The sequence below is a fragment of the Methylobacterium sp. AC832 genome (genome assembly GCF_979256025.1).
Genome location: NZ_CEEDMV010000001.1, coordinates 1,202,071 through 1,219,448 on the forward strand (window position 1 = coordinate 1,202,071; position 17,378 = coordinate 1,219,448).

The 17,378-nt window shown below is 66.2% G+C and carries 19 protein-coding genes and 1 pseudogene; 6 read left to right on the forward strand and 14 right to left on the reverse strand.

Going from position 1 to position 17,378, the window contains the following annotated elements; all coding sequences use genetic code 11:
- Positions 1-30 precede the first annotated feature (30 nt).
- Both AC0IXR_RS05590 and AC0IXR_RS05595 read left to right on the forward strand, forming a co-directional pair.
- Positions 31-780 carry a MauE/DoxX family redox-associated membrane protein gene (locus AC0IXR_RS05590; RefSeq protein ID WP_471759999.1) on the forward strand — a complete coding sequence of 250 codons (750 nt, stop codon included), beginning with the start codon at positions 31-33 and terminating at the stop codon, positions 778-780.
- A 14-nt stretch (positions 781-794) separates the two neighbouring features.
- Positions 795-1,529, forward strand: coding sequence for a DUF4396 domain-containing protein (locus tag AC0IXR_RS05595; protein WP_153873548.1), 735 nt, complete (start codon positions 795-797; stop codon positions 1,527-1,529).
- Between the two features lie 92 nt (positions 1,530-1,621).
- Here the strand turns inward: AC0IXR_RS05595 and AC0IXR_RS05600 are convergent, their stop codons facing one another.
- The 13 genes and pseudogenes from AC0IXR_RS05600 to AC0IXR_RS05660 all read right to left on the reverse strand — a co-directional run bounded on the left by AC0IXR_RS05600 (position 1,622) and on the right by AC0IXR_RS05660 (position 13,332).
- Positions 1,622-1,888: a hypothetical protein gene (locus AC0IXR_RS05600; RefSeq protein WP_056488048.1), complete on the reverse strand. Its 267-nt coding sequence runs from the start codon at positions 1,886-1,888 to the stop codon at positions 1,622-1,624.
- Between the two features lie 347 nt (positions 1,889-2,235).
- Positions 2,236-3,561 carry an MFS transporter gene (locus tag AC0IXR_RS05605; protein WP_471760000.1) on the reverse strand — a complete coding sequence of 442 codons (1,326 nt, stop codon included), beginning with the start codon at positions 3,559-3,561 and terminating at the stop codon, positions 2,236-2,238.
- A 10-nt stretch (positions 3,562-3,571) separates the two neighbouring features.
- Positions 3,572-3,838, reverse strand: a complete 267-nt coding sequence (locus tag AC0IXR_RS05610; RefSeq protein WP_153873546.1) for a metal-sensing transcriptional repressor — start codon at positions 3,836-3,838, stop codon at positions 3,572-3,574.
- A gap of 134 nt (positions 3,839-3,972) precedes the next feature.
- Positions 3,973-4,394, reverse strand: a pseudogene (locus AC0IXR_RS05615) (glutathione S-transferase family protein); the annotation flags it as partial.
- Between the two features lie 118 nt (positions 4,395-4,512).
- Entirely contained in the window at positions 4,513-5,283 is a 771-nt protein-coding gene (locus tag AC0IXR_RS05620; RefSeq protein WP_471760002.1) for a molybdopterin-dependent oxidoreductase, read from the reverse strand.
- Positions 5,280-5,924, reverse strand: a complete 645-nt coding sequence (locus tag AC0IXR_RS05625; protein ID WP_471760004.1) for a cytochrome b/b6 domain-containing protein — start codon at positions 5,922-5,924, stop codon at positions 5,280-5,282. The genes AC0IXR_RS05620 and AC0IXR_RS05625 overlap by 4 nt, the downstream gene beginning before the upstream one ends.
- 60 nt (positions 5,925-5,984) lie before the next feature.
- Positions 5,985-6,731, reverse strand: a complete 747-nt coding sequence (msrA, locus tag AC0IXR_RS05630; RefSeq protein WP_471760006.1) for a peptide-methionine (S)-S-oxide reductase MsrA — start codon at positions 6,729-6,731, stop codon at positions 5,985-5,987.
- A 38-nt stretch (positions 6,732-6,769) separates the two neighbouring features.
- A complete protein-coding gene (gene msrB / locus AC0IXR_RS05635) occupies positions 6,770-7,264 on the reverse strand; it encodes a peptide-methionine (R)-S-oxide reductase MsrB (protein WP_471760249.1) in 495 nt (164 codons plus the stop codon).
- A 43-nt stretch (positions 7,265-7,307) separates the two neighbouring features.
- Positions 7,308-8,051 carry an NrsF family protein gene (locus AC0IXR_RS05640; RefSeq protein WP_471760008.1) on the reverse strand — a complete coding sequence of 248 codons (744 nt, stop codon included), beginning with the start codon at positions 8,049-8,051 and terminating at the stop codon, positions 7,308-7,310.
- Positions 8,044-8,634 carry a sigma-70 family RNA polymerase sigma factor gene (locus AC0IXR_RS05645; protein ID WP_471760009.1) on the reverse strand — a complete coding sequence of 197 codons (591 nt, stop codon included), beginning with the start codon at positions 8,632-8,634 and terminating at the stop codon, positions 8,044-8,046. Before AC0IXR_RS05645 ends, AC0IXR_RS05640 begins: the two co-directional genes overlap by 8 nt.
- 103 nt (positions 8,635-8,737) lie before the next feature.
- A complete protein-coding gene (locus tag AC0IXR_RS05650; RefSeq protein ID WP_471760011.1) occupies positions 8,738-8,995 on the reverse strand; it encodes a pentapeptide MXKDX repeat protein in 258 nt (85 codons plus the stop codon).
- Positions 8,996-9,077: 82 nt separating this feature from the next.
- A complete protein-coding gene (locus AC0IXR_RS05655) occupies positions 9,078-9,290 on the reverse strand; it encodes a thioredoxin domain-containing protein (protein ID WP_471760013.1) in 213 nt (70 codons plus the stop codon).
- A 310-nt stretch (positions 9,291-9,600) separates the two neighbouring features.
- Positions 9,601-13,332 carry a vitamin B12-dependent ribonucleotide reductase gene (locus AC0IXR_RS05660; RefSeq protein ID WP_471760015.1) on the reverse strand — a complete coding sequence of 1,244 codons (3,732 nt, stop codon included), beginning with the start codon at positions 13,330-13,332 and terminating at the stop codon, positions 9,601-9,603.
- A 516-nt stretch (positions 13,333-13,848) separates the two neighbouring features.
- Here AC0IXR_RS05660 and AC0IXR_RS05665 point away from each other — a divergent pair.
- Positions 13,849-14,262, forward strand: a complete 414-nt coding sequence (locus AC0IXR_RS05665) for an NADH:ubiquinone oxidoreductase subunit NDUFA12 (protein WP_207412393.1) — start codon at positions 13,849-13,851, stop codon at positions 14,260-14,262.
- Positions 14,263-14,340: 78 nt separating this feature from the next.
- Here AC0IXR_RS05665 and arsH read toward each other — a convergent pair whose 3' ends face one another.
- Positions 14,341-15,099, reverse strand: coding sequence for an arsenical resistance protein ArsH (arsH, locus tag AC0IXR_RS05670; RefSeq protein WP_471760017.1), 759 nt, complete (start codon positions 15,097-15,099; stop codon positions 14,341-14,343).
- A 47-nt stretch (positions 15,100-15,146) separates the two neighbouring features.
- On the opposite strand from arsH, the gene AC0IXR_RS05675 reads away from it, so the two are divergent.
- The 3 genes from AC0IXR_RS05675 to AC0IXR_RS05685 are packed head-to-tail and all read left to right on the forward strand — an operon-like array spanning position 15,147 to position 17,286.
- The gene (locus tag AC0IXR_RS05675) at positions 15,147-15,524 is read left to right on the forward strand and encodes an ArsR/SmtB family transcription factor (protein WP_471760019.1); all 378 of its coding nucleotides are present in this window, start codon (positions 15,147-15,149) and stop codon (positions 15,522-15,524) included.
- Entirely contained in the window at positions 15,517-15,954 is a 438-nt protein-coding gene (gene arsC, locus AC0IXR_RS05680; protein ID WP_471760021.1) for an arsenate reductase (glutaredoxin), read from the forward strand. Before AC0IXR_RS05675 ends, arsC begins: the two co-directional genes overlap by 8 nt.
- A 33-nt stretch (positions 15,955-15,987) precedes the next feature.
- Positions 15,988-17,286 (forward strand): arsenic transporter, encoded by a 1,299-nt coding sequence (locus tag AC0IXR_RS05685; protein ID WP_471760023.1) that lies wholly within the window; start codon positions 15,988-15,990, stop codon positions 17,284-17,286.
- Positions 17,287-17,378: the final 92 nt, after the last annotated feature.

Consider the following 17,378-nt stretch of genomic DNA (forward strand, 5'->3'; position numbering starts at 1 on the left):
ATCCCTGCCAGACTACCCACGGAGTTTCCGATGCAAGCCACCGCGTCCCGCAAGGCCGTCCTATTCCGCATGATGATGCCGCAGCACACGTGCCCCTACGGCCTCAAGGCGAAGGACCTCCTCGAACGCCAGGGCTTCCAGGTGGAAGACCATTGGCTAACCACCCGCGAGGAGACCGACGGCTTCAAGGCCGAGCACGGGGTCAAGTCGACGCCCCAGACCTTCATTAACGGGGAGCGCGTCGGGGGTTTCGACGACCTCAGACGGCATTTCGGCCAGGCCGCCAACGACCCGAACGCGACGACCTATACGCCGGTCGTGGCGGTGTTCTCGATGACGGCGCTGATGGCGCTCGCGGCGAGCTACGCCGTGTACGGCACGCCCCTGACGGTCCGGGCGGCTGAGTGGTTCATCGCCTTCAGCATGTGCGTCCTTGCCCTCCTGAAGCTGCAGGACGTCGAGACCTTCTCGTCGATGTTCCTCGGCTACGACCTGCTGGCCAAGCGCTGGGTGCGCTACGCCTACGCCTACCCGTTCCTGGAGGGCATCGCCGGCGTCCTGATGGTGGCCGGCGCCCTGAACTGGCTGTCGATCCCCGTGGCCCTGTTCATCGGCACCATCGGCGCGATCTCGGTGTTCAAGGCGGTCTACGTCGAGAAGCGCGAGATCAAGTGCGCCTGCGTCGGCGGGTCGAGCAAGGTGCCGCTTGGCTTCGTCTCGCTGACCGAGAACGTGATGATGGTCGCCATGGCCGTCTGGATGCTGGCAATGGGGCATTGAACGGAATGGCCACGATGTTCCCCTCCTGGCTCCACGCGCTCTCGATCCTGGCACTGCTGCTCGGTGCCGCCTGCTCGATCCTTCTGTCGGTGCAGGTCATCCGGCATCCGCAGCACATGACCGTGATGAATGTCGTCTGGCCGGTCACCGCCCTGTTCGGGACGGTGGTCGTGGTCTGGGCCTACTTTCGCTATGGCCGCCTCGCGACCATGGAGACGCATCACCGCGCGATGGAGCGGGACGAGAAGCCGCCGAACATGACGCAAACGCCGTTCCCGGTGATGGGGGGCAAGGGCGCGCTCCACTGCGGGAGCGGCTGCATGCTGGGCGACGTCGCCGCCGAGTGGCTCGCCTTCCTGGTGCCGGCGGTGGCTGTCTGGTTCGGCTGGCAGTCGCTCTTCGACGAGAAGATGTACGCGGTCTGGGTGCTGGACTTCGTCTTCGCCTTCGGGCTCGGGATCGTGTTCCAGTATTACGCCATCGTCCCAATGCGTGGGCTCTCCCCCGGCCAGGGCATCGTTGCCGCGCTCAAGGCCGACACCCTGTCGCTGATCGCCTGGCAGGTCGGCATGTACGGCTTCATGGCGTTCGCCCAGTTCGTCCTGTTCCCGCACCTTGCCGGGGAGCGCGCGCCGGTGAACTCGGTCGAGTTCTGGTTCGCCATGCAGGTCGCCATGGTCGCCGGATTCCTAACCAGCTACCCGGTGAACTGGTGGCTCGTCGGCTCCGGCATCAAGGAGCGAATGTAAGTTCGCTCCCGCAAGCCCGTGCGACCTGCTTGCCTTGAAGTCCGTCGTTTCAATCGAGAAAAAATAAGGGGCCCCGAAGGGCCCCTGGACGATCACATGCGGTGGTGGCGATGACCATGACCGTGGCGCATCATGTGGCCGCGGTGGTGATGGTGGCGCATCATGTGGCGGTGCCCGTGACGATGGCCCATCATGCGGCCGTGGCCGCGGTGACCGTGCATGCCGTCCATGCGGACGTCGACGACGTTGGTCGTGGCATCGACGGCGCCGATCATGCCGGGAGCGGCGGACGCAGGTGCGGCGATGCCGATGGCGCCGAGCGCAGCCAGGGCGGCGACGGCGAACAGGGACTTCCTCATCAGGCTTCCTCTCAGGTTGTTGGTGGCCTGGATCGGGTCAGAGACCAATCCGGCGACACCTGTGAACGGCCATGCTTCCAGCACCGTTCCGCGAGGTGCGTACTCCTGGGCCGAGCATGGATAAGGGAACGTTCTTCCCACGGTTGCTTCGGCCCCGCGGGCCCTCGCGCCGACTTGGGTCGCCACCCGCCTCGACGGGGCGCCGGCTCGACCGGATCACCCGTCCTCGCCCCTCTTCCGCATGCACTTGCGGGATCGTCCGAACGGTGACGGCACCGGCGCCGCGCGTCCCGGACGTCGAAGGACGCGTCCGGGCCTCCGGGGAACATCCCCTCGCGTCCCTTCCGTCATCCCGCGTGTGCGGGCCACTGCCGATGGAGGTCGTCGATGACGAAGGCGTGCGCATGGCGCTTGCCCTGGTGAAGGTGCGGGTGCCCTTGAGCGAGGTCGGCATGGGCATGCTCGATCACGTCGGGATCGGCAGCCGGCCACGTCCAAGCCGCCGCCGCAACCCCGGCGAGCGTCAGGGCACCGAGGACCGCGAGCGTCGCTGGCATTCCGACCGATGCGCCGAGCCAACCCGCGAGCGGATAGGTGACGAGCCAGGCGGCATGGGACAGGGTGAACTGCGCGGCGAAGACGGCGGGCCGGTCCTCCTGGGTCGCGGACCGGCGCAGGAGCCGTCCGGTCGGCGTCTGGACGGCGGAATAGGCGGTGCCGAGGACGAGCCAGGTCGAAAGCAGGAGCGGCCATCCGATGGTACCGCCCCATGTCACGGCGGCGACGCCGAGGAGCACCGTGCCGAGCAGGGCCGCCGCCGGGATCATGACGGCGCGGTCCGGGAGCCGGTCGAGCAGGCGCGGCAGCGTCAGTGCGGCGATCATGGAGCCGCCCCCGAACAGGCCGAGGGCGAGGGCCACGTCGGCCTGGGGCCGGTCCAGGAGTCCCTGCACGATCACCACGGTGTTGACGATGACCATCGCGCCCGCCGCGGCGACCGCGAGGTTCAGGGCGAGCAACCCGCGCAGGCGCGGCGTCGCGAGGTAGATCCGAAGGCCCCGAGTCGTGCGGTCGTAGACGCCGCCATGCGGGTCGGACCGAGTGGCGGTCGGCAAGGTCACGGGCACCACCAAGGCCGCCGAGCACAGGAAGCCGACGACCGTGCCGCCGAACAGCGCGTTGTAGGGCACCACCGTCAGGAGAAGGGCCGCCAGGGTCGGGCTGAGCAGGTTCTCCAGGTCGTAGGCGAGGCGGGAGAGCGAGAGGGTGCGGGTGTAGTCCCGTTCGTCCGGCAAGATGTCGGGGATGGTGGCCTGGAAGGTCGGGGTGAACGCCGCCGAGGCCGATTGCAGGACGAAGATCAGGGCGTAGACCTGCCAGACCTGATCGACGAAGGGCAGCGTCAGGGCGATGGCGGCGCGGACGAGGTCCGTGGCCACCAGGAATGCGCGTCGTGGCAACCCGCCCGTGAATGCCTGAGCCACAGGGGCGACGAGGACGTAGGCCACCATCTTGATGGCCAGCGCCGTCCCGAGGATGGTTCCGGCGCGGTCACCGGCGATCCGGAATGCGAGAAGCCCGAGGGCGACCGTGAGCAGGCCCGTACCGATCAGGGCGATGACCTGGGCCGCGAACAGGTGCCGGTAGGTGCGATGGGCGAGGACGCTCAGCATCGGGCGCGCCTCACAGGTACTTCGCGAGCAGCTTGAACTCGGCGAGGGCGTCCTTGGTGGACTTGCCTCCGTGCCCGAAGCCGTCCGCCAGGCAGTGCTCCATGTGGTCCTCGATGAGGACGCGCTTGGCGTTCGTGATCGCGCTCTCGACCGCGTGCAGTTGCTGGGCGAGGTCCACGCAGGGGCGGCCCTCCTCGATCATCGCGATCACCCCGGCGAGGTGGCCGTGCGCGCGCTTCAGGCGCTTGACGATGTCCGGATGCGAGGCGTGTTCCATCCCATTATCCTATCCCCCCGGAGGGGATGCTTCAATCGGCGTCGTTCGCTACGGCGGCGTGTCGTGGCCGGCCTGCGGCCCGTTTTCGCCGAGCAGGTCCGTGACGTGGGACTCGGCCGGATGGCCGGTGGTGCGTCTAGCACGTCGTAGTGACGGCGTGCCTCGAAGCTGTAACGCGCCTGGGCATAGGGCACCTGCTCCGGGGCGAAGTGCTGGAAATGGACCGCTTGGCCGGAGAACGGCCCGACGCCCGTCGCGACGAACATCAGCCAGGACAGGAGCGGAGCTCGGTCGCTACCCAAGGGCGGCAGGAATCGTCCGGTCTTCTCGGCGAGGTAGAGCAGTATAGCAGTATAGCATTGCTGTCGAAGATCACGTCCGCGTCGTCGACGAGGACCGGCACCTTGCCGTTCGGATTGAGGGCCATGAAATCAGGCGCGAACTGGTCACCCTTGCGGGTGTCGATCGGGATGGGCTCGTAGGGCAGTCCGAGCTCCTCCAGCAGCAGCGCGACCTTCGTCGGGTTCGGAGAGCCATTGAAAAAGAATTTCAGCATTTCAAAACCTCATGCCGTTCCGGGAGCCGGTGGCCGCCAAACCGCTCGGCAACACCCGTTTAGCTGCGGTCCACATGTCATCGATCGATGGATGTCGGGCGATTCACGTTCAGACTCACTACAGCCCGGAAAACCAGTTGTAGCCCTGATCTTCCCAGTAACCGCCCGGATAATCGTTCGTCACCGTAATCGCCATGATGTGCTTCGGGTTCTTGAACCCGAGCTTCGTCGGGATGCGCAGCTTCACTGGGAAGCCGTATTTCGGTGGCAGGGGCGCGCCGGCGTAGTCGAGCGCCAGGATCGTCTGGGGGTGAAGCGCGCTCGGCATGTCGATGCTCGTCCAGTAGTCGTCGCCGCAGGCGAAGCGGACGTAACGTGCGGTCGTGTCGGCCCCGATCCGTTCGAGGAAGGTCCGGAACGGGACCCCAGACCATTGCCCGATGGCGCTCCAGCCCTCCACGCAGACGTGGCGGGTGATCTGCGCTTCCTGCGGCAGGGTCCTCAGCCTGTCGAGCGTCCACGGCGCCTTGTCAGAAACGAGACCGGCGAGTTCGAGCTTCCAGGTCGAACCGTCGATCACCCGGATCTTGCTCGCCGGATAATAGGCGTTGAAGGGAAAGTCCGGGGTGATGTCCGCGACATCGAAGGTCGGGGCAAGACGCGTGCCCCCGAAGAGGGCACCCTGGACGCGATCGTTCAGCCGCGAGATCCCACCGAGGATGCTTTCCACCTGCGGATTGTTGGAGATGTCGCAACCGCCGAGCGCGAGGCTCCCCGCCGCGACGAGGCCGCCGCGGAGGAACAGGCGTCGGTCGGCCCGGACGAGGGGTGTCTTGGGAACCGTGAGATCCAGTCGTGGACGGCGGAGAAGGCGATCGAGGGGCGTCATGGCTTCACCACGCGGTTGCGGCCGAAATGGATCTCCCGGCCGATGATCATCGTCGGCAGGGTCTTGGGAACCACGAGCACCAGGGCGAGATGCACTGCCACGAAGCCGGCGATCCCGGCCATGGCGAGGATATGGACGATCCGCGCCGTATCGTAGCCACCCATCAGGGCAGTCAGGGGCGCGAACTGCACCGGCTTCCAGATCGCGAGACCGGAGAGCACGATGACGATTCCGATGAGCAGCACTGCCACGTAGAGGAGGCGCTGAACGGCGTTGTAGACGCCTGGGTCGTGGGGGAGCCGGAACCTCAGGGCCGCGACGAAATCGTGGGCGATCTCACGCGGTCGCAGGGGTGTGAGGCGTCGGCGCAGGTGGCCCGAGATCAGTCCATAGGTCAGGTAGACTAGGCCGTTGGCGACGAGGAGCCACATTCCCGCGAAGTGCCATTGCAGCGCTCCACCGAGCCAGCCACCTAGGGTGACCGGCTTCGGAAAGGTCCAGTCGCCGAAGATCGGTGAGGCGTTGTAGATGCGCCATCCGCTGGTAATCATGATCAGCATGGCCAGTGCGTTCACCCAGTGGGTGATCCGAACGACGAGGGGATGGATCGGGCGCTCGGCCCGCGGCGAAGGGGGATGCATCGGGACCGTCCTGAAAGGTTGCTGGCTGTTTGACCGTCGAGCCCGAGGAGTGGGATCGCGTCAGGCGGGGTCGTGTCCGACGAGGGCAGGAGCCGGCGCGGCGAATTCGGGAAAGAAGCGTTTCAGGTCGCGCACCTTCGCGGCGTCGTTGGCGACGATGTACGGGTGGGCGGGATGCAGGACCATGAAGTCCTGGTGGTAGGCCTCGGCCGGGTAGAACGCAGCACCGGGCTCGATCCGGGTGGCGACCGGCGCGCCGTAGCCTCCGGAGGCGTCGAGTTGCGCGATGTATGCGCGAGCCACGGCGCCCTGCTCGGCACTCGCCGGGAACAGGGCCGAGCGGTATTGCGGGCCATGATCCGGTCCCTGCCGATCGACCTGCGTCGGATCGAGGGCGACGGAGAAGAAGACCCGGAGCAAGGTGTCGTAGGAGACCACGCGCGGATCGTAGGTCACCCGAACAGCCTCAGCGTGACGCGTACGCCCGCTGGAGACGGTCTGGTAATTCGCGCTTGCTCCGTCTCCGCCGGCATAGCCCGAAACCGCCTGGGTGACGCCACGGACGTTCTGGAACACCCCCTGCACGCCCCAGAAGCATCCACCGGCGAATACCGCGTTCTGGAGCCGGGCGGGTTCACGCGCCGGTGTCGCGGCGGCCGGCAGTTGCCGGCTCGCTTCCTCCGCACCGGCCCGTTCGATCGTCATGGGGAGGCCGAGGCCGAGCAGGGCCAGGACACCACCGATGAGCACCGCATTGTGGCGCGTGCGATAGGGCGGAATGGTCGCGGGCTTAGGGATCGGAAACATGGGGGCGGTCCTTTACGGGACGGTAAAGACGCAATCGGTCAGGCGGGCTCGAAGCGCAGCGCGACACCGTTCATGCAGTAGCGAAGTCCCGTGGGGGCGGGTCCGTCGGTGAAGACGTGGCCGAGATGCCCGCCGCAGCGCCGGCAATGCACTTCCGTCCGGCTCATCCCCAGGCTGGAATCCGTCGTCGTCCCCACGGCCTCCGCAAGGGGAGCGGTGAAGCTTGGCCATCCGGTCCCGCTCTCGAACTTCGCACTGGAGGCGAAGAGCGGTTGGTCGCAACCGGCGCAAACGAAGCGACCGGCGCGTTTCTCGGCGTTGAGTGGGCTCGAACCGGCGCGTTCGGTGCCGTGCCTGCGCAGAACCGCGTAGCCGTCAGACCCGAGCTGCGCCCGCCAAGCGGCTTCGCTCTTCGCGACGGCGAAGGTTTCGGCCGCGGCGGGGCCACCGACCAGAGACCCTCCGGCGACACGAAGGAATGTCAGGATGCCCAGTGCCGAGACGCCGGCGGTGAGGATCTGTCTGCGGTCCATGGTGCCGAGTTCCTTGATACCGGGCTCCTTCCAGAGGCTCTGGTCAGTCATTCGCCTTGCGGATCGAGCTGGTTACAGGCCGGTCTCGCGGTCCGGCATTTCTGTCGAGGAGGCGGCCGCCGAAAAGACCGTTCAGACCGACGACGATGAGGACAGCGACGAGGTGGACCAGCAGGTCCGTCGCGGTGGCGTCGTGCGGATGGAACGGCACCAGCAAGGCCGCCGCCGCCGCGGCTGCGGCGAGGCCCCCGAGGGCTGCCGTTAGATTGGGGCGAAGCGGGCAGGCCCGCCGCAGCATCAGCACCAGCAGGACGGACAGCGGCAACGAGACTCCCATCAGGAACACGAAGCAGCCCCGCATCTCCTCCGGCTCGGCGAGGTTGGCGGCCGGCGCGAGCCAACCACGAAGGCAGCCGAGGCCACTGGCGCCGAGCCAGAGGACGAGCGGGGGGAGCGGCAGCCATGACCAGGTTGCGCTTCGGCCGGGCACGCTGCTCTGGAAGGCCGCTAGCGCAGCCGCGATGGCCGTGAGGATCGCGCCGAGGGCCGCCCAGTGCAGGTCCGGCACACCGAGACGCGCCCGCAATCCCGAGACGTCAGACATCGGGACGAGGAGGAGGCCCACCATGAGCACCGCGCCGGACCAGACCAGGGCCCGGCGCCCCGGGCTCGGGAGCCGGCGGACCGGCGTGAGCGACCGGGCCAGATCCTCGACGAGATCGTGGGTGGAAAGGTCTCGGCTGGACGGGTCCTGGGTGGCCGGGTCTTGGGTGGCCGGATCAGACATCCGTGTCTTCCTTGCGGGATGAGAGCGATACGCGGAGGGCCTTGAGACCACGATGGAAGTTGACTTTGAGCGCCCCCTTGGTCCGCCCGGTGAGCGTCGATGTCTCGTCGAGGGACAAGTCGCGCAGGGCGATGTGCTCGATCGCCTCTCGCTGTCCTTCGGGGAGATGCGCGACGGTCGCAGCGAGGATCGATGCACGCTCGCGAAGCTCCAGGTCGTCACCCGGCCCAGGGCCGTCGTCGGCACGCGCCTCATAGGCGATCGGCTCGTGGACTTCATGCGGACGACGCCCCTTGCGGCGCAACGCGTCGATCGCCCGTCGCTGTGTGATGGCGCGTAACCAGGGCAGGAACGGCCGGGCCGGATCGTAGGTCGCCCGCGCGCGATGGAGGGTGAGCAGGGTGTCCTGCACTACATCGTCGAGCGCTGCTCCCTGAACTCCCTTGGCTCGTGCCATTGCGGAGATCACCGGCAGGCAATCGCGCAAGAGTGCCCGGTAAGCAGCGGCATCGCCGACCTGTGCCGCCTGCATCGCGGCGGACAGGGATGCCTCGCCGGACAATGCCGCTGATCGAACGGACATGGGATCGGGGATTCCGGACGCTGCGGGGAGAGCCGGGAAGAAACCCGGCATGAGGAACGGGCGGCCCGAATGGCCGACCCGCACCGTCCGCATGAGGCCGAACTTACTTCTTCATCGAGTCCTTGGCCATGCCGTCCTTGGCCATGCCGTCCTTACCCATCGAATCCTTGGCCATGCTGTCCTTGGCCGTCGAATCCTTAACCAAGGAATCCTTGCTCATCCCGTCCTTCTTCATTCCGTCCTTGGCCATGGAGTCTTTCGCCATGCTGTCCTTGGCCATGGAATCGACGGCATAAGCCGGCGCACCGGAGACGGCGGTGGCGAGGACGAGAGCAGCGGCGACGCGGAAGAGAGTGCTCATGTGAGGCGATCCTTCTGGGGTGTACCGAAAATCTTGGCGGTACTGGATTGTATTTCGAAGGGGTGCCGACGACGGTTACTGGTCAGGGCGAAAAATCCGTCGTGATCTTGTCTGGACTCTCGCGCTCCGCTCGCTCAATGGCAGCCCGTAGCGTTGCCGGCGTCAGAAGTTCCGGCATTGCCTCGCCGCGCGGCAGGACGGGCCCGTAGACGGCCACGAACGGGATCCCAAAGCGTCCGAAGCGGCGCAGGAAGGCGAGGATGACCGGGTCTGCCTTGGTCCAGTCCGCCCGCATCGCGACCGCATCGGGCGTCGACAGGCGCGCGCGGTTCTACGGAACTCAACGGCGGTCTGTAGCTCGAGCATTGGAATCGTTCGGTGTTGCCCCCAGGCTCCGAGGGCCGATTCCTAAGACCATGATTGCGAGCGATTCAGCGCTCGTGATGCCGCCGGATCCTAAACCACTGTAAATAAAAGAAAAAACGCTCGGAATTTACCGAGCGCTTTTTCTCAAAACGCAGCGTTATGCTGTTTTAATAGTCACAAACACCGCTAAAAACGCAATTTTATAGTGTCCGTCATGTTATGGGTCGGGTGACAAATTCTCACGAACAACCGGTCGTGGACCCGCACGTATCGCATTTCAGGCAAGTTCCGTTGCGCACGAGGGTGAAGTTCGCGCATTCCGGGCAGGATTCGCCGACATAACCCTTCAACTTGGCCTCGGCTCGGCGGTCCGACACGGTGCGTTCGGCCTTGGCGAAGGGGAGGGCGGTGACGAGGCTTTCGGCTTGGCCCGCCACTTCCGGCTCGGCCTTTAGCGCCGTCGCTCCCCGCAGGGCGTGGACGACGCCCCCAGCCGGAGCGCTGGTTCCGGCCGTGCCGGATCCGACGCCCACCGTCCCGCCGTCCGGGCCACCCTGGATCAGGGTGAGCCGGTCGGCCGAGCCGCGCAGCAGCCCGCGCGAAACGACGCTCGAGGCCATCGTGTCCGGCCGGTCGCCGTTGCGGGTGCCTTCGCCTTCGCCTTTGCCCATCACCGTGTTGCCGATCTCGGACGGGTCGACATGGGCGAGGTCCATGCGGCCGAGATAGGAGACGGCGAGTTCGCGGAACACGTAGTCGAGGATCGACGTGGCGTTCTTGATCGCGTCGTTGCCCTGCACGAAGCCCGAGGGCTCGAACCGGGTGAAGGTGAAGGCGTCGACATATTCCTCCATCGGCACGCCGTATTGCAGGCCGATCGAGATCGCGATGGCGAAGTTGTTCATCAGCGAGCGGAAGGCGGCGCCTTCCTTGTGCATGTCGATGAAGATCTCGCCGATGCGGCCGTCCTCGTATTCGCCGGTGCGCAGGTAGACCTTATGGCCCCCAACGACGGCCTTCTGGGTGTAGCCCTTGCGCCGGTCGGGAAGCTTCTCCCGGGACCGGATGCGCTCCACCCGCTCGATCACGCGCTCGACGATCTTCTCGGCGAGCTGCGCCGCCTTGGCGTTGGCCGGCTGGGCCACCAGCGCCTCGATCGCCTCCTCGGCATCCTCTTCTTCATCGGCGATGAGCGCCGAGTTCAGGGGCTGGGACAGCTTCGAGCCGTCGCGGTAAAGGGCGTTGGCCTTGAGGGCCAGCGTCCAGGACAGCTTGTAGGCGCTCTTGCAATCCTCGACCGTGGCGTCGTTCGGCATGTTGATGGTTTTGGAGATCGCCCCCGAGATGAAGGGCTGCGCCGCCGCCATCATGCGGATGTGGCTTTCCACCGAGAGGTAGCGCTTGCCGATGCGGCCGCACGGGTTGGCGCAATCGAAGACCGCGTAATGCTCCTGCTTCAGGAACGGCGCACCTTCGAGGGTCATCGCACCGCAAATATGCGTGTTGGCGGCCTCAATGTCCTTCTTCGAATAGCCGAGGAAGGGCAGGATCTCGAAGGTAGGGTCGGCCAGCTTCTCGGTCGGGACCTTCAGCACACTCGTCAGGAAGTCGTCCCCGAGCGTCCAGCGGTTGAAGACGAACTTGATGTCGAAGGCCGATTTCAGGCCCGCCTCGATGGCCGCGAGCTTGTCGTCGGTGAAGCCCTTCGCACGCAGGGAGCCCGGGTTGATGGCCGGGGCCTGACCCATCGAGCCATGGCCGACCGCATAGGCCTCGATCTCGGCGATCTCGGATTCGCGGTAGCCAAGGGAGCGCAGCGCATCCGGCACGGCGCGGTTGATGATCTTGAAGTAGCCGCCGCCAGCGAGCTTCTTGAACTTCACCAGGGCGAAGTCCGGCTCGATGCCAGTCGTGTCGCAATCCATTACGAGGCCGATCGTGCCGGTGGGCGCGATGACGGTGGCCTGGGCGTTGCGGTAGCCGTGCTCTTCGCCGAGCGCCAGGGCCCGGTCCCACGCCACCTTGGCACGCTCGGCCAGATCGGCCTGGGGCACGTTGGCAATGTCGAGGGGAACGGGGGCGATAGAGAGGAACTCGTAGCCCGCGGCCTCGCCGTGAGCGGCACGACGATGGTTGCGGATCACCTTGAGCATGGCGTCCGCGTTCTCATCGTAGCCGGGGAACGGCCCGAGCTCGGCCGCCATCTCGGCGGAGGTGGCGTAGGCAACGCCGGTCATGATCGCGGTCAGCGCCCCGGCGAGGGCCCGGCCCTGATGCGAATCGTAGGGCAGGCCCATGCTCATCAGCAGGCCGCCGATATTGGCGAAGCCGAGGCCGAGGGTGCGGTATCGGTAGGACAGCTCCGCGATCTCCTTCGACGGGAACTGCGCCATCATCACCGAGATCTCGAGGACCACGGTCCAGAGACGGTTGAGATGCTCGAAGGCGGCGACGTCGAACTGGCCGCTGGCGCGGTCATACATCGTCAGCAGGTTCGCGGAGGCGAGGTTACAGGCCGTGTCGTCGAGGAACATGTACTCGGAGCACGGGTTCGAGGCGCGGATCCGGCCCGCCGAGGGGCAGGTGTGCCAGTCGTTCATCGTGGTGTTGAAGTGCAGGCCCGGATCGGCCGAGGCCCAGGCGGCCTCTCCGATCTTGTCCCACAGCTCACGCGCCTTCAGGGTCTTCACCGGCTTGCCGGTGGTGCGGGCGGTCAGGTTCCAGTCGCCATCGGCCTCGACCGCCCGAAGGAAGTCGTCGGTGAGCGAGACGGAATTGTTCGAATTCTGACCGGCGACGGTGAGGTAGGCCTCAGAATCCCAGTCGGTGTCGTAGACGGGGAAATCGATCTTGGTGAAGCCCTGGCGGGCGAACTGAATCACCCGCTTGGTGTAGGCATCCGGCACCATCTCCTTGCGGGCGGCCTTCACGGCCTTCTTCAGCGCCGGGTTACGCTCGGGATCGAAACAGGCGTCACCCTCGGCCTCGCACTGGGTGCAGGCCTTCATTACCGCCTGGAGATGCTTCGAAACGATCTTGGAGCCGGTCACCAGGGCGGCGACCTTCTGCTCCTCCTTCACCTTCCAGTCGATGTATTGCTCGATATCCGGGTGGTCGATGTCGACGATGACCATCTTGGCGGCGCGGCGCGTGGTGCCGCCCGACTTGATCGCGCCGGCCGCCCGGTCGCCGATCTTCAGGAAGGACATCAGGCCCGAGGACTTGCCTCCGCCGCCGAGCTTCTCGTTCTCGCCGCGCAGCATCGAGAAGTTCGAGCCGGTACCGGAGCCGTACTTGAACAGGCGCGCCTCGCGGACCCACAGATCCATGATGCCGCCCTCGTTCACGAGGTCGTCCTGCACGCCCTGGATGAAACAGGCATGCGGCTGCGGGTGCTCGTAGCTCGAGGCCGACTTCACCAGTTCGCCGGTGCGGTAATCGACGTAATGGTGGCCCTGCGCCGGGCCGTCGATGCCGTAGGCCCAGTGAAGACCGGTATTGAACCATTGCGGCGAGTTCGGCGCCACCATCTGGCGGGCGAGCATGAAGCGCAGCTCGTCGAGGAAGGCGGCGGCATCCTCCTCAGAGGTGAAATAGCCGCCCTTCCAGCCCCAGTAGGTCCAGCAGCCGGCGAGGCGGTCGAACACCTGTGTGGAGGAGATCTCAGAGCCCGAACGCTCGGCTTCGGGCAGTTCCGCCAGGGCGGCCTCATCGGCCACCGAGCGCCACAGGAAGGAGGGAACGTCGTTCTCCTCGACCTTCTTCAGACGCGCCGGCACGCCGGCCTTGCGGAAATACTTCTGCGCCAGCACATCGCTGGCGACCTGGCTCCAGCTCTCCGGCACCGAGATACCGTCGAGGCGAAAGACGATGGATCCGTCCGGGTTGCGGATCTCGCTCAGCGCCTTGCGGAAGGCGATGGTCGCGTAGGGGGATTGCCCGGCCGTGGTGTAACGCCGCTCGAACCGCATGAACCCTGTATCCCTTGCCGAAGTATCGATGGCGACGCCGCGTCGCGCGCCGCCGAATTCTTGCTCAGTCTGACGAAGGCGAGCGCCCGCGAACGCTCGCGATGCGCTGTCCCCTGGCCGGAAATGTCTTGAACCACCCAGCGGACTCGACCGCTCCGGTGACCATCGAACGCTATCGCGACCGGGGCCTTCCCGTCAACAACTTGTGTGTGCCGGCTACGTTCCGCGCTAGATGTTGTGGTTCCGCTTAGAAACCTGTGGATATCGCAGCCACACCGATAAGTGTCCTTTCAGCTTGGAGGATTCGGCGCGGAAAATTTTCGGTTCACAGGCCGGGCGGGGGTCGGTCAAAGTAAGCGTTTGGTGCAGAAGCTCGCGATGTGGGATTCCGGCCGCACCGGTCCCGCCCGGACCGGCGGGCAGGACCCGACAAAAGCTGGACTTCGCATCGGCCCCTCACCATAGTCCGGCCCACGAAGGGCGGGCGGTCGAGCCGGTCCGGTTCAGGCAAGTGCGATGGCTCTCAAGGACACGCTTCTGCGGATCTTCACGTGGTGGAACGGGCAGACCATGTCGCTCGCTCTCATGACGGCCCGGCATGGCCAGCTCGTCGGCACGGACGATTTCGGCAACACCTATTACAAGGCGCTCGGCCCGCTGATCGATCGCTCGGTCGGCCCGGAGCGCCGTTGGGTGATCTATAACGGCTATGCCGACGCCTCGAAGGTACCGCCCGGCTGGCGCGGCTGGCTGTGCCATAACAGCGACGTGCCTCCGAGCGAGGAGACCTACATCCCTCGTGAATGGCAGAAGCCGCATGTGGAGAATCTGACCGGCACCAGCGCGGCCTACCGGCCGAAGGGCTCTCAGCTCAATCCCGGCTCCAAGCCGCTGACGGCGGGCGATTACGCGGCCTGGAGCCCGGAATAACCCGGAGCCCGAGCGAACCGGCATCTCAATCCGGCGGTCGCCCGGCGGGGCGGCGCCTATCAGCTATCCCTTTGTGACTCAGGGCGCCTCCGGAGGCTTGGTAAAGCCGGTATCCGCGGCGACTTCCTTCAGCCGCTCCGGTTGGCGGTCCTTGCGCTCGCTGTAGCGGTCGACGAGGTAGTCGGCCCTCTCGCGCGTCAGGAGCGTGAACTTCATCAGTTCCTCGCAGACATCCACCACGCGCTCGTAGAGCGGCCCCGGCCGCATCCGGCCGGCCTCGTCGAATTCCTTGTAGGCCATCGGCACCGAGGACTGGTTCGGGATCGTGATCATCCGCATCCAGCGTCCGAGCAGGCGCAGGGCATTCACCGCGTTGAAACTCTGAGAGCCGCCGGAGACCTGCATCACCGCCAGGGTGCGCCCCTGGGTCGGGCGTACGCTCCCCTCGCTGAGGGGCAACCAGTCGATCTGGCTCTTCATCACACCAGTCAGGGTGCCATGGCGCTCGGGCGACACCCATACCTGCCCCTCCGACCAGAGCGAGAGCCGGCGCAGCTCCTGCACCTTCGGATGAGCGGCGGTGGCGTCATCCGGCAGGGGTAGGCCATCTGCGTCGTAGATGCGTACCTCGCCGCCCATGGCTTCAAGCAGGCGAGCAGCCTCGTGGGCGAGGAATCGACTGAACGACCGCTCACGCAACGACCCGTACAGGATCAGGAAGCGCGGCGCGTGGCTGAAGGGCTCGTTGACCCGCAGATGCTCCGGTAGCGGCACCGCGAAATGGGCTTCGCTGAGGCTTGGCAATCCGTCGGTGAAGGGCTGTCCGAGCTTGTCCAAGGATCAATTTCCCGTTATATTTCAATAATGATTGAGATATTGCACCGATGATCGAAGAACGGCAAGCCGTCGCGGCTTTCGCGGCCCTCGGCCAGGAGAACCGGTTGCGGATCATCCGCGCCCTGGTCACCGCCGGTCCGGACGGGTTGAGCGCGGGCGCGCTGGCGGGCGAGGTCGGCGTCTCCGGCACCAACCTGTCGTTCCACGCCAAGGAACTGAGCCATGCCGGGTTGATCCAATCCCGGCGCGACGGCCGATCGATCATCTACAGCGCCACCTATCCGGCCCTGTCGGGCCTGATCGAGTTCCTGATGCGCGATTGCTGCCGGGGCAGGGCGGAGGTCTGCGCACCGGCCGTGAACGCGCTCGCCGCCTGTCCCAGTCCCACCAGCGACGAGGCCTATGGAGACTGCACCCATGTCTGAACCGTTCGACGTCGTGATCTACTACAACCCGGATTGCGGCACGTCCCGCAACGCTTTGGCGATGATCCGCAATGCAGGGATCGAGCCGCATGTGGTCGAGTATCTGAAGTCCCCGCCGAACTCGGACCTGATCCGCCGGATGCTCGGCCGGGCCGGGCTCTGTGTCCGGGACATCCTGCGCGAGACGGGCACACCCTACCTGTCGCTCGCCCTCAGCGACCCGACCCTGACGGACGAGGAGTTGCTCGACGCCATCGCGTCGCATCCGATCCTGCTCAACCGCCCGCTCGTGGTGACGCCGAGGGGCGTCGCCCTGTGCCGGCCCTCCGAGGTTGTGCTCGACCTTCTGCCGGTCCAGCACGGCGAGTTCGTCAAGGAGAATGGCGAGCGGGTGGTGGACGAGCATGGACGCCGCGTCGCCACCGCCTGAGCGCGGTTCGACCCATCACGAGAAACGACCCGGATGCTTGCGCTCGCCATCTTCCTCGTCACCCTGGTATTCGTGATCTGGCAGCCGAAGGGGATCGGGATCGGGTGGAGCGCCCTGGCCGGGGCCACCTTGGCGCTCGCCGCCGGGGTCATCCTGCCGGGCGACGTCCCGATCGTCTGGCACATCGTCTGGGATGCGACCTTCACCTTCGTCGCCCTCATCATCATCTCGCTGCTGCTCGATGAGGCCGGGTTCTTTCATTGGGCGGCCCTGCACATTGCCCGCTGGGGCGGCGGCAGGGGCCGGCGGTTGTTCCCCCTTGTGATTCTGCTCGGCGCCGCCATTGCGGCGGTCTTCGCCAATGACGGTGCGGCTCTGCTCCTGACCCCCATCGTGCTCGCGGTCCTGTTGCGGCTCGATTTTAAACCGCCCGCAGCCTTAGCCTTCATCGTCGCCTGCGGTTTCGTCGCCGATTCGACGAGCCTGCCGCTGGTGATTTCCAACCTCGTCAACATCGTCTCGGCCAATTATTTCGCCGTGCCCTTCGGGCGCTATGCGGCCGTGATGGTGCCGGTGAACCTCGTATCGCTGACCGCGACCCTGGTGGTTCTGTGGCTCGCCTACCGGCGCGACATCCCCGAAGCCTATCCGATGCACGCGTTGGAACCGCCCAGCGACGCCATCCGCGATCCCGTCGTGTTCCGGGCTGCATTCCCGCTGCTCGGCTTGCTGCTGCTCGCCTATACGCTCACCGCACCGCTCGGCGTGCCGGTCTCGGCGGTGACCGGCCTCGGTGCCGCGCTGCTGCTCGTCCTCGCTCTGCGGGGCCGGATCATCCCGGTCCGCAAGGTGCTGACCGGCGCGCCCTGGCAGATCGTCCTGTTCAGCCTGGGCATGTATCTGGTGGTCTACGGCCTCAGGAATGCCGGCCTCACCGGTGAACTGGCCAAGGGCCTCACCTGGCTGGCCGGGCAGGGGCCGTGGGTGGCCACCATCGGCACCGGTTTCGCCGCCGCCATCCTGTCCTCGGTGATGAACAACATGCCGAGCGTGCTGATCGGCGCGCTGTCGATCCAGCAAGCCCCGGACCTGTCGCCATTGACCCGCGAACTGATGATCTACGCCAACGTGATCGGCTGCGATCTCGGCCCGAAATTCACCCCGATCGGCAGCCTCGCCACCCTGCTCTGGCTGCATGTGCTGGCCGCGAAGGGACAGACCATCACCTGGGCCCAGTACATGAAGATCGGGATGGCGATCACCCCGCCGGTCCTGCTGGTCACCCTCGCGGCGCTGGCGATCTGGCTCCCTCTCCTCGGCCCGCAGGGGTAAAGCGCCATCGGCGAACGCCCGACACCCATGGACAGGCACGCCGCCCTTTTTACACCATGCTTGGTCTGTCTATCGGTGCATGACATCGCGAC

What these genes read in the sequence shown, in the direction of transcription:
- msrB (WP_471760249.1), bottom strand. Translation starts at nt 7,264, where the DNA reads ATGGACCGCAGACAGATCCTCACCGCCGGCGTCTCGGCACTGGGCATC.
- AC0IXR_RS05610 (WP_153873546.1), bottom strand. Translation starts at nt 3,838, where the DNA reads ATGGAACACGCCTCGCATCCGGACATCGTCAAGCGCCTGAAGCGCGCG.
- AC0IXR_RS05600 (WP_056488048.1), bottom strand. Translation starts at nt 1,888, where the DNA reads ATGAGGAAGTCCCTGTTCGCCGTCGCCGCCCTGGCTGCGCTCGGCGCC.
- AC0IXR_RS05650 (WP_471760011.1), bottom strand. Translation starts at nt 8,995, where the DNA reads ATGAGCACTCTCTTCCGCGTCGCCGCTGCTCTCGTCCTCGCCACCGCC.
- AC0IXR_RS05640 (WP_471760008.1), bottom strand. Translation starts at nt 8,051, where the DNA reads ATGTCTGATCCGGCCACCCAAGACCCGGCCACCCAGGACCCGTCCAGC.
- AC0IXR_RS05595 (WP_153873548.1), top strand. Translation starts at nt 795, where the DNA reads ATGTTCCCCTCCTGGCTCCACGCGCTCTCGATCCTGGCACTGCTGCTC.
- AC0IXR_RS05660 (WP_471760015.1), bottom strand. Translation starts at nt 13,332, where the DNA reads ATGCGGTTCGAGCGGCGTTACACCACGGCCGGGCAATCCCCCTACGCG.
- msrA (WP_471760006.1), bottom strand. Translation starts at nt 6,731, where the DNA reads ATGTTTCCGATCCCTAAGCCCGCGACCATTCCGCCCTATCGCACGCGC.
- AC0IXR_RS05625 (WP_471760004.1), bottom strand. Translation starts at nt 5,924, where the DNA reads ATGCATCCCCCTTCGCCGCGGGCCGAGCGCCCGATCCATCCCCTCGTC.
- AC0IXR_RS05685 (WP_471760023.1), top strand. Translation starts at nt 15,988, where the DNA reads ATGCTTGCGCTCGCCATCTTCCTCGTCACCCTGGTATTCGTGATCTGG.
- AC0IXR_RS05675 (WP_471760019.1), top strand. Translation starts at nt 15,147, where the DNA reads ATGATCGAAGAACGGCAAGCCGTCGCGGCTTTCGCGGCCCTCGGCCAG.
- arsC (WP_471760021.1), top strand. Translation starts at nt 15,517, where the DNA reads ATGTCTGAACCGTTCGACGTCGTGATCTACTACAACCCGGATTGCGGC.
- AC0IXR_RS05645 (WP_471760009.1), bottom strand. Translation starts at nt 8,634, where the DNA reads ATGTCCGTTCGATCAGCGGCATTGTCCGGCGAGGCATCCCTGTCCGCC.
- AC0IXR_RS05620 (WP_471760002.1), bottom strand. Translation starts at nt 5,283, where the DNA reads ATGACGCCCCTCGATCGCCTTCTCCGCCGTCCACGACTGGATCTCACG.
- AC0IXR_RS05590 (WP_471759999.1), top strand. Translation starts at nt 31, where the DNA reads ATGCAAGCCACCGCGTCCCGCAAGGCCGTCCTATTCCGCATGATGATG.
- AC0IXR_RS05655 (WP_471760013.1), bottom strand. Translation starts at nt 9,290, where the DNA reads ATGCGGGCGGACTGGACCAAGGCAGACCCGGTCATCCTCGCCTTCCTG.
- AC0IXR_RS05665 (WP_207412393.1), top strand. Translation starts at nt 13,849, where the DNA reads ATGGCTCTCAAGGACACGCTTCTGCGGATCTTCACGTGGTGGAACGGG.
- AC0IXR_RS05605 (WP_471760000.1), bottom strand. Translation starts at nt 3,561, where the DNA reads ATGCTGAGCGTCCTCGCCCATCGCACCTACCGGCACCTGTTCGCGGCC.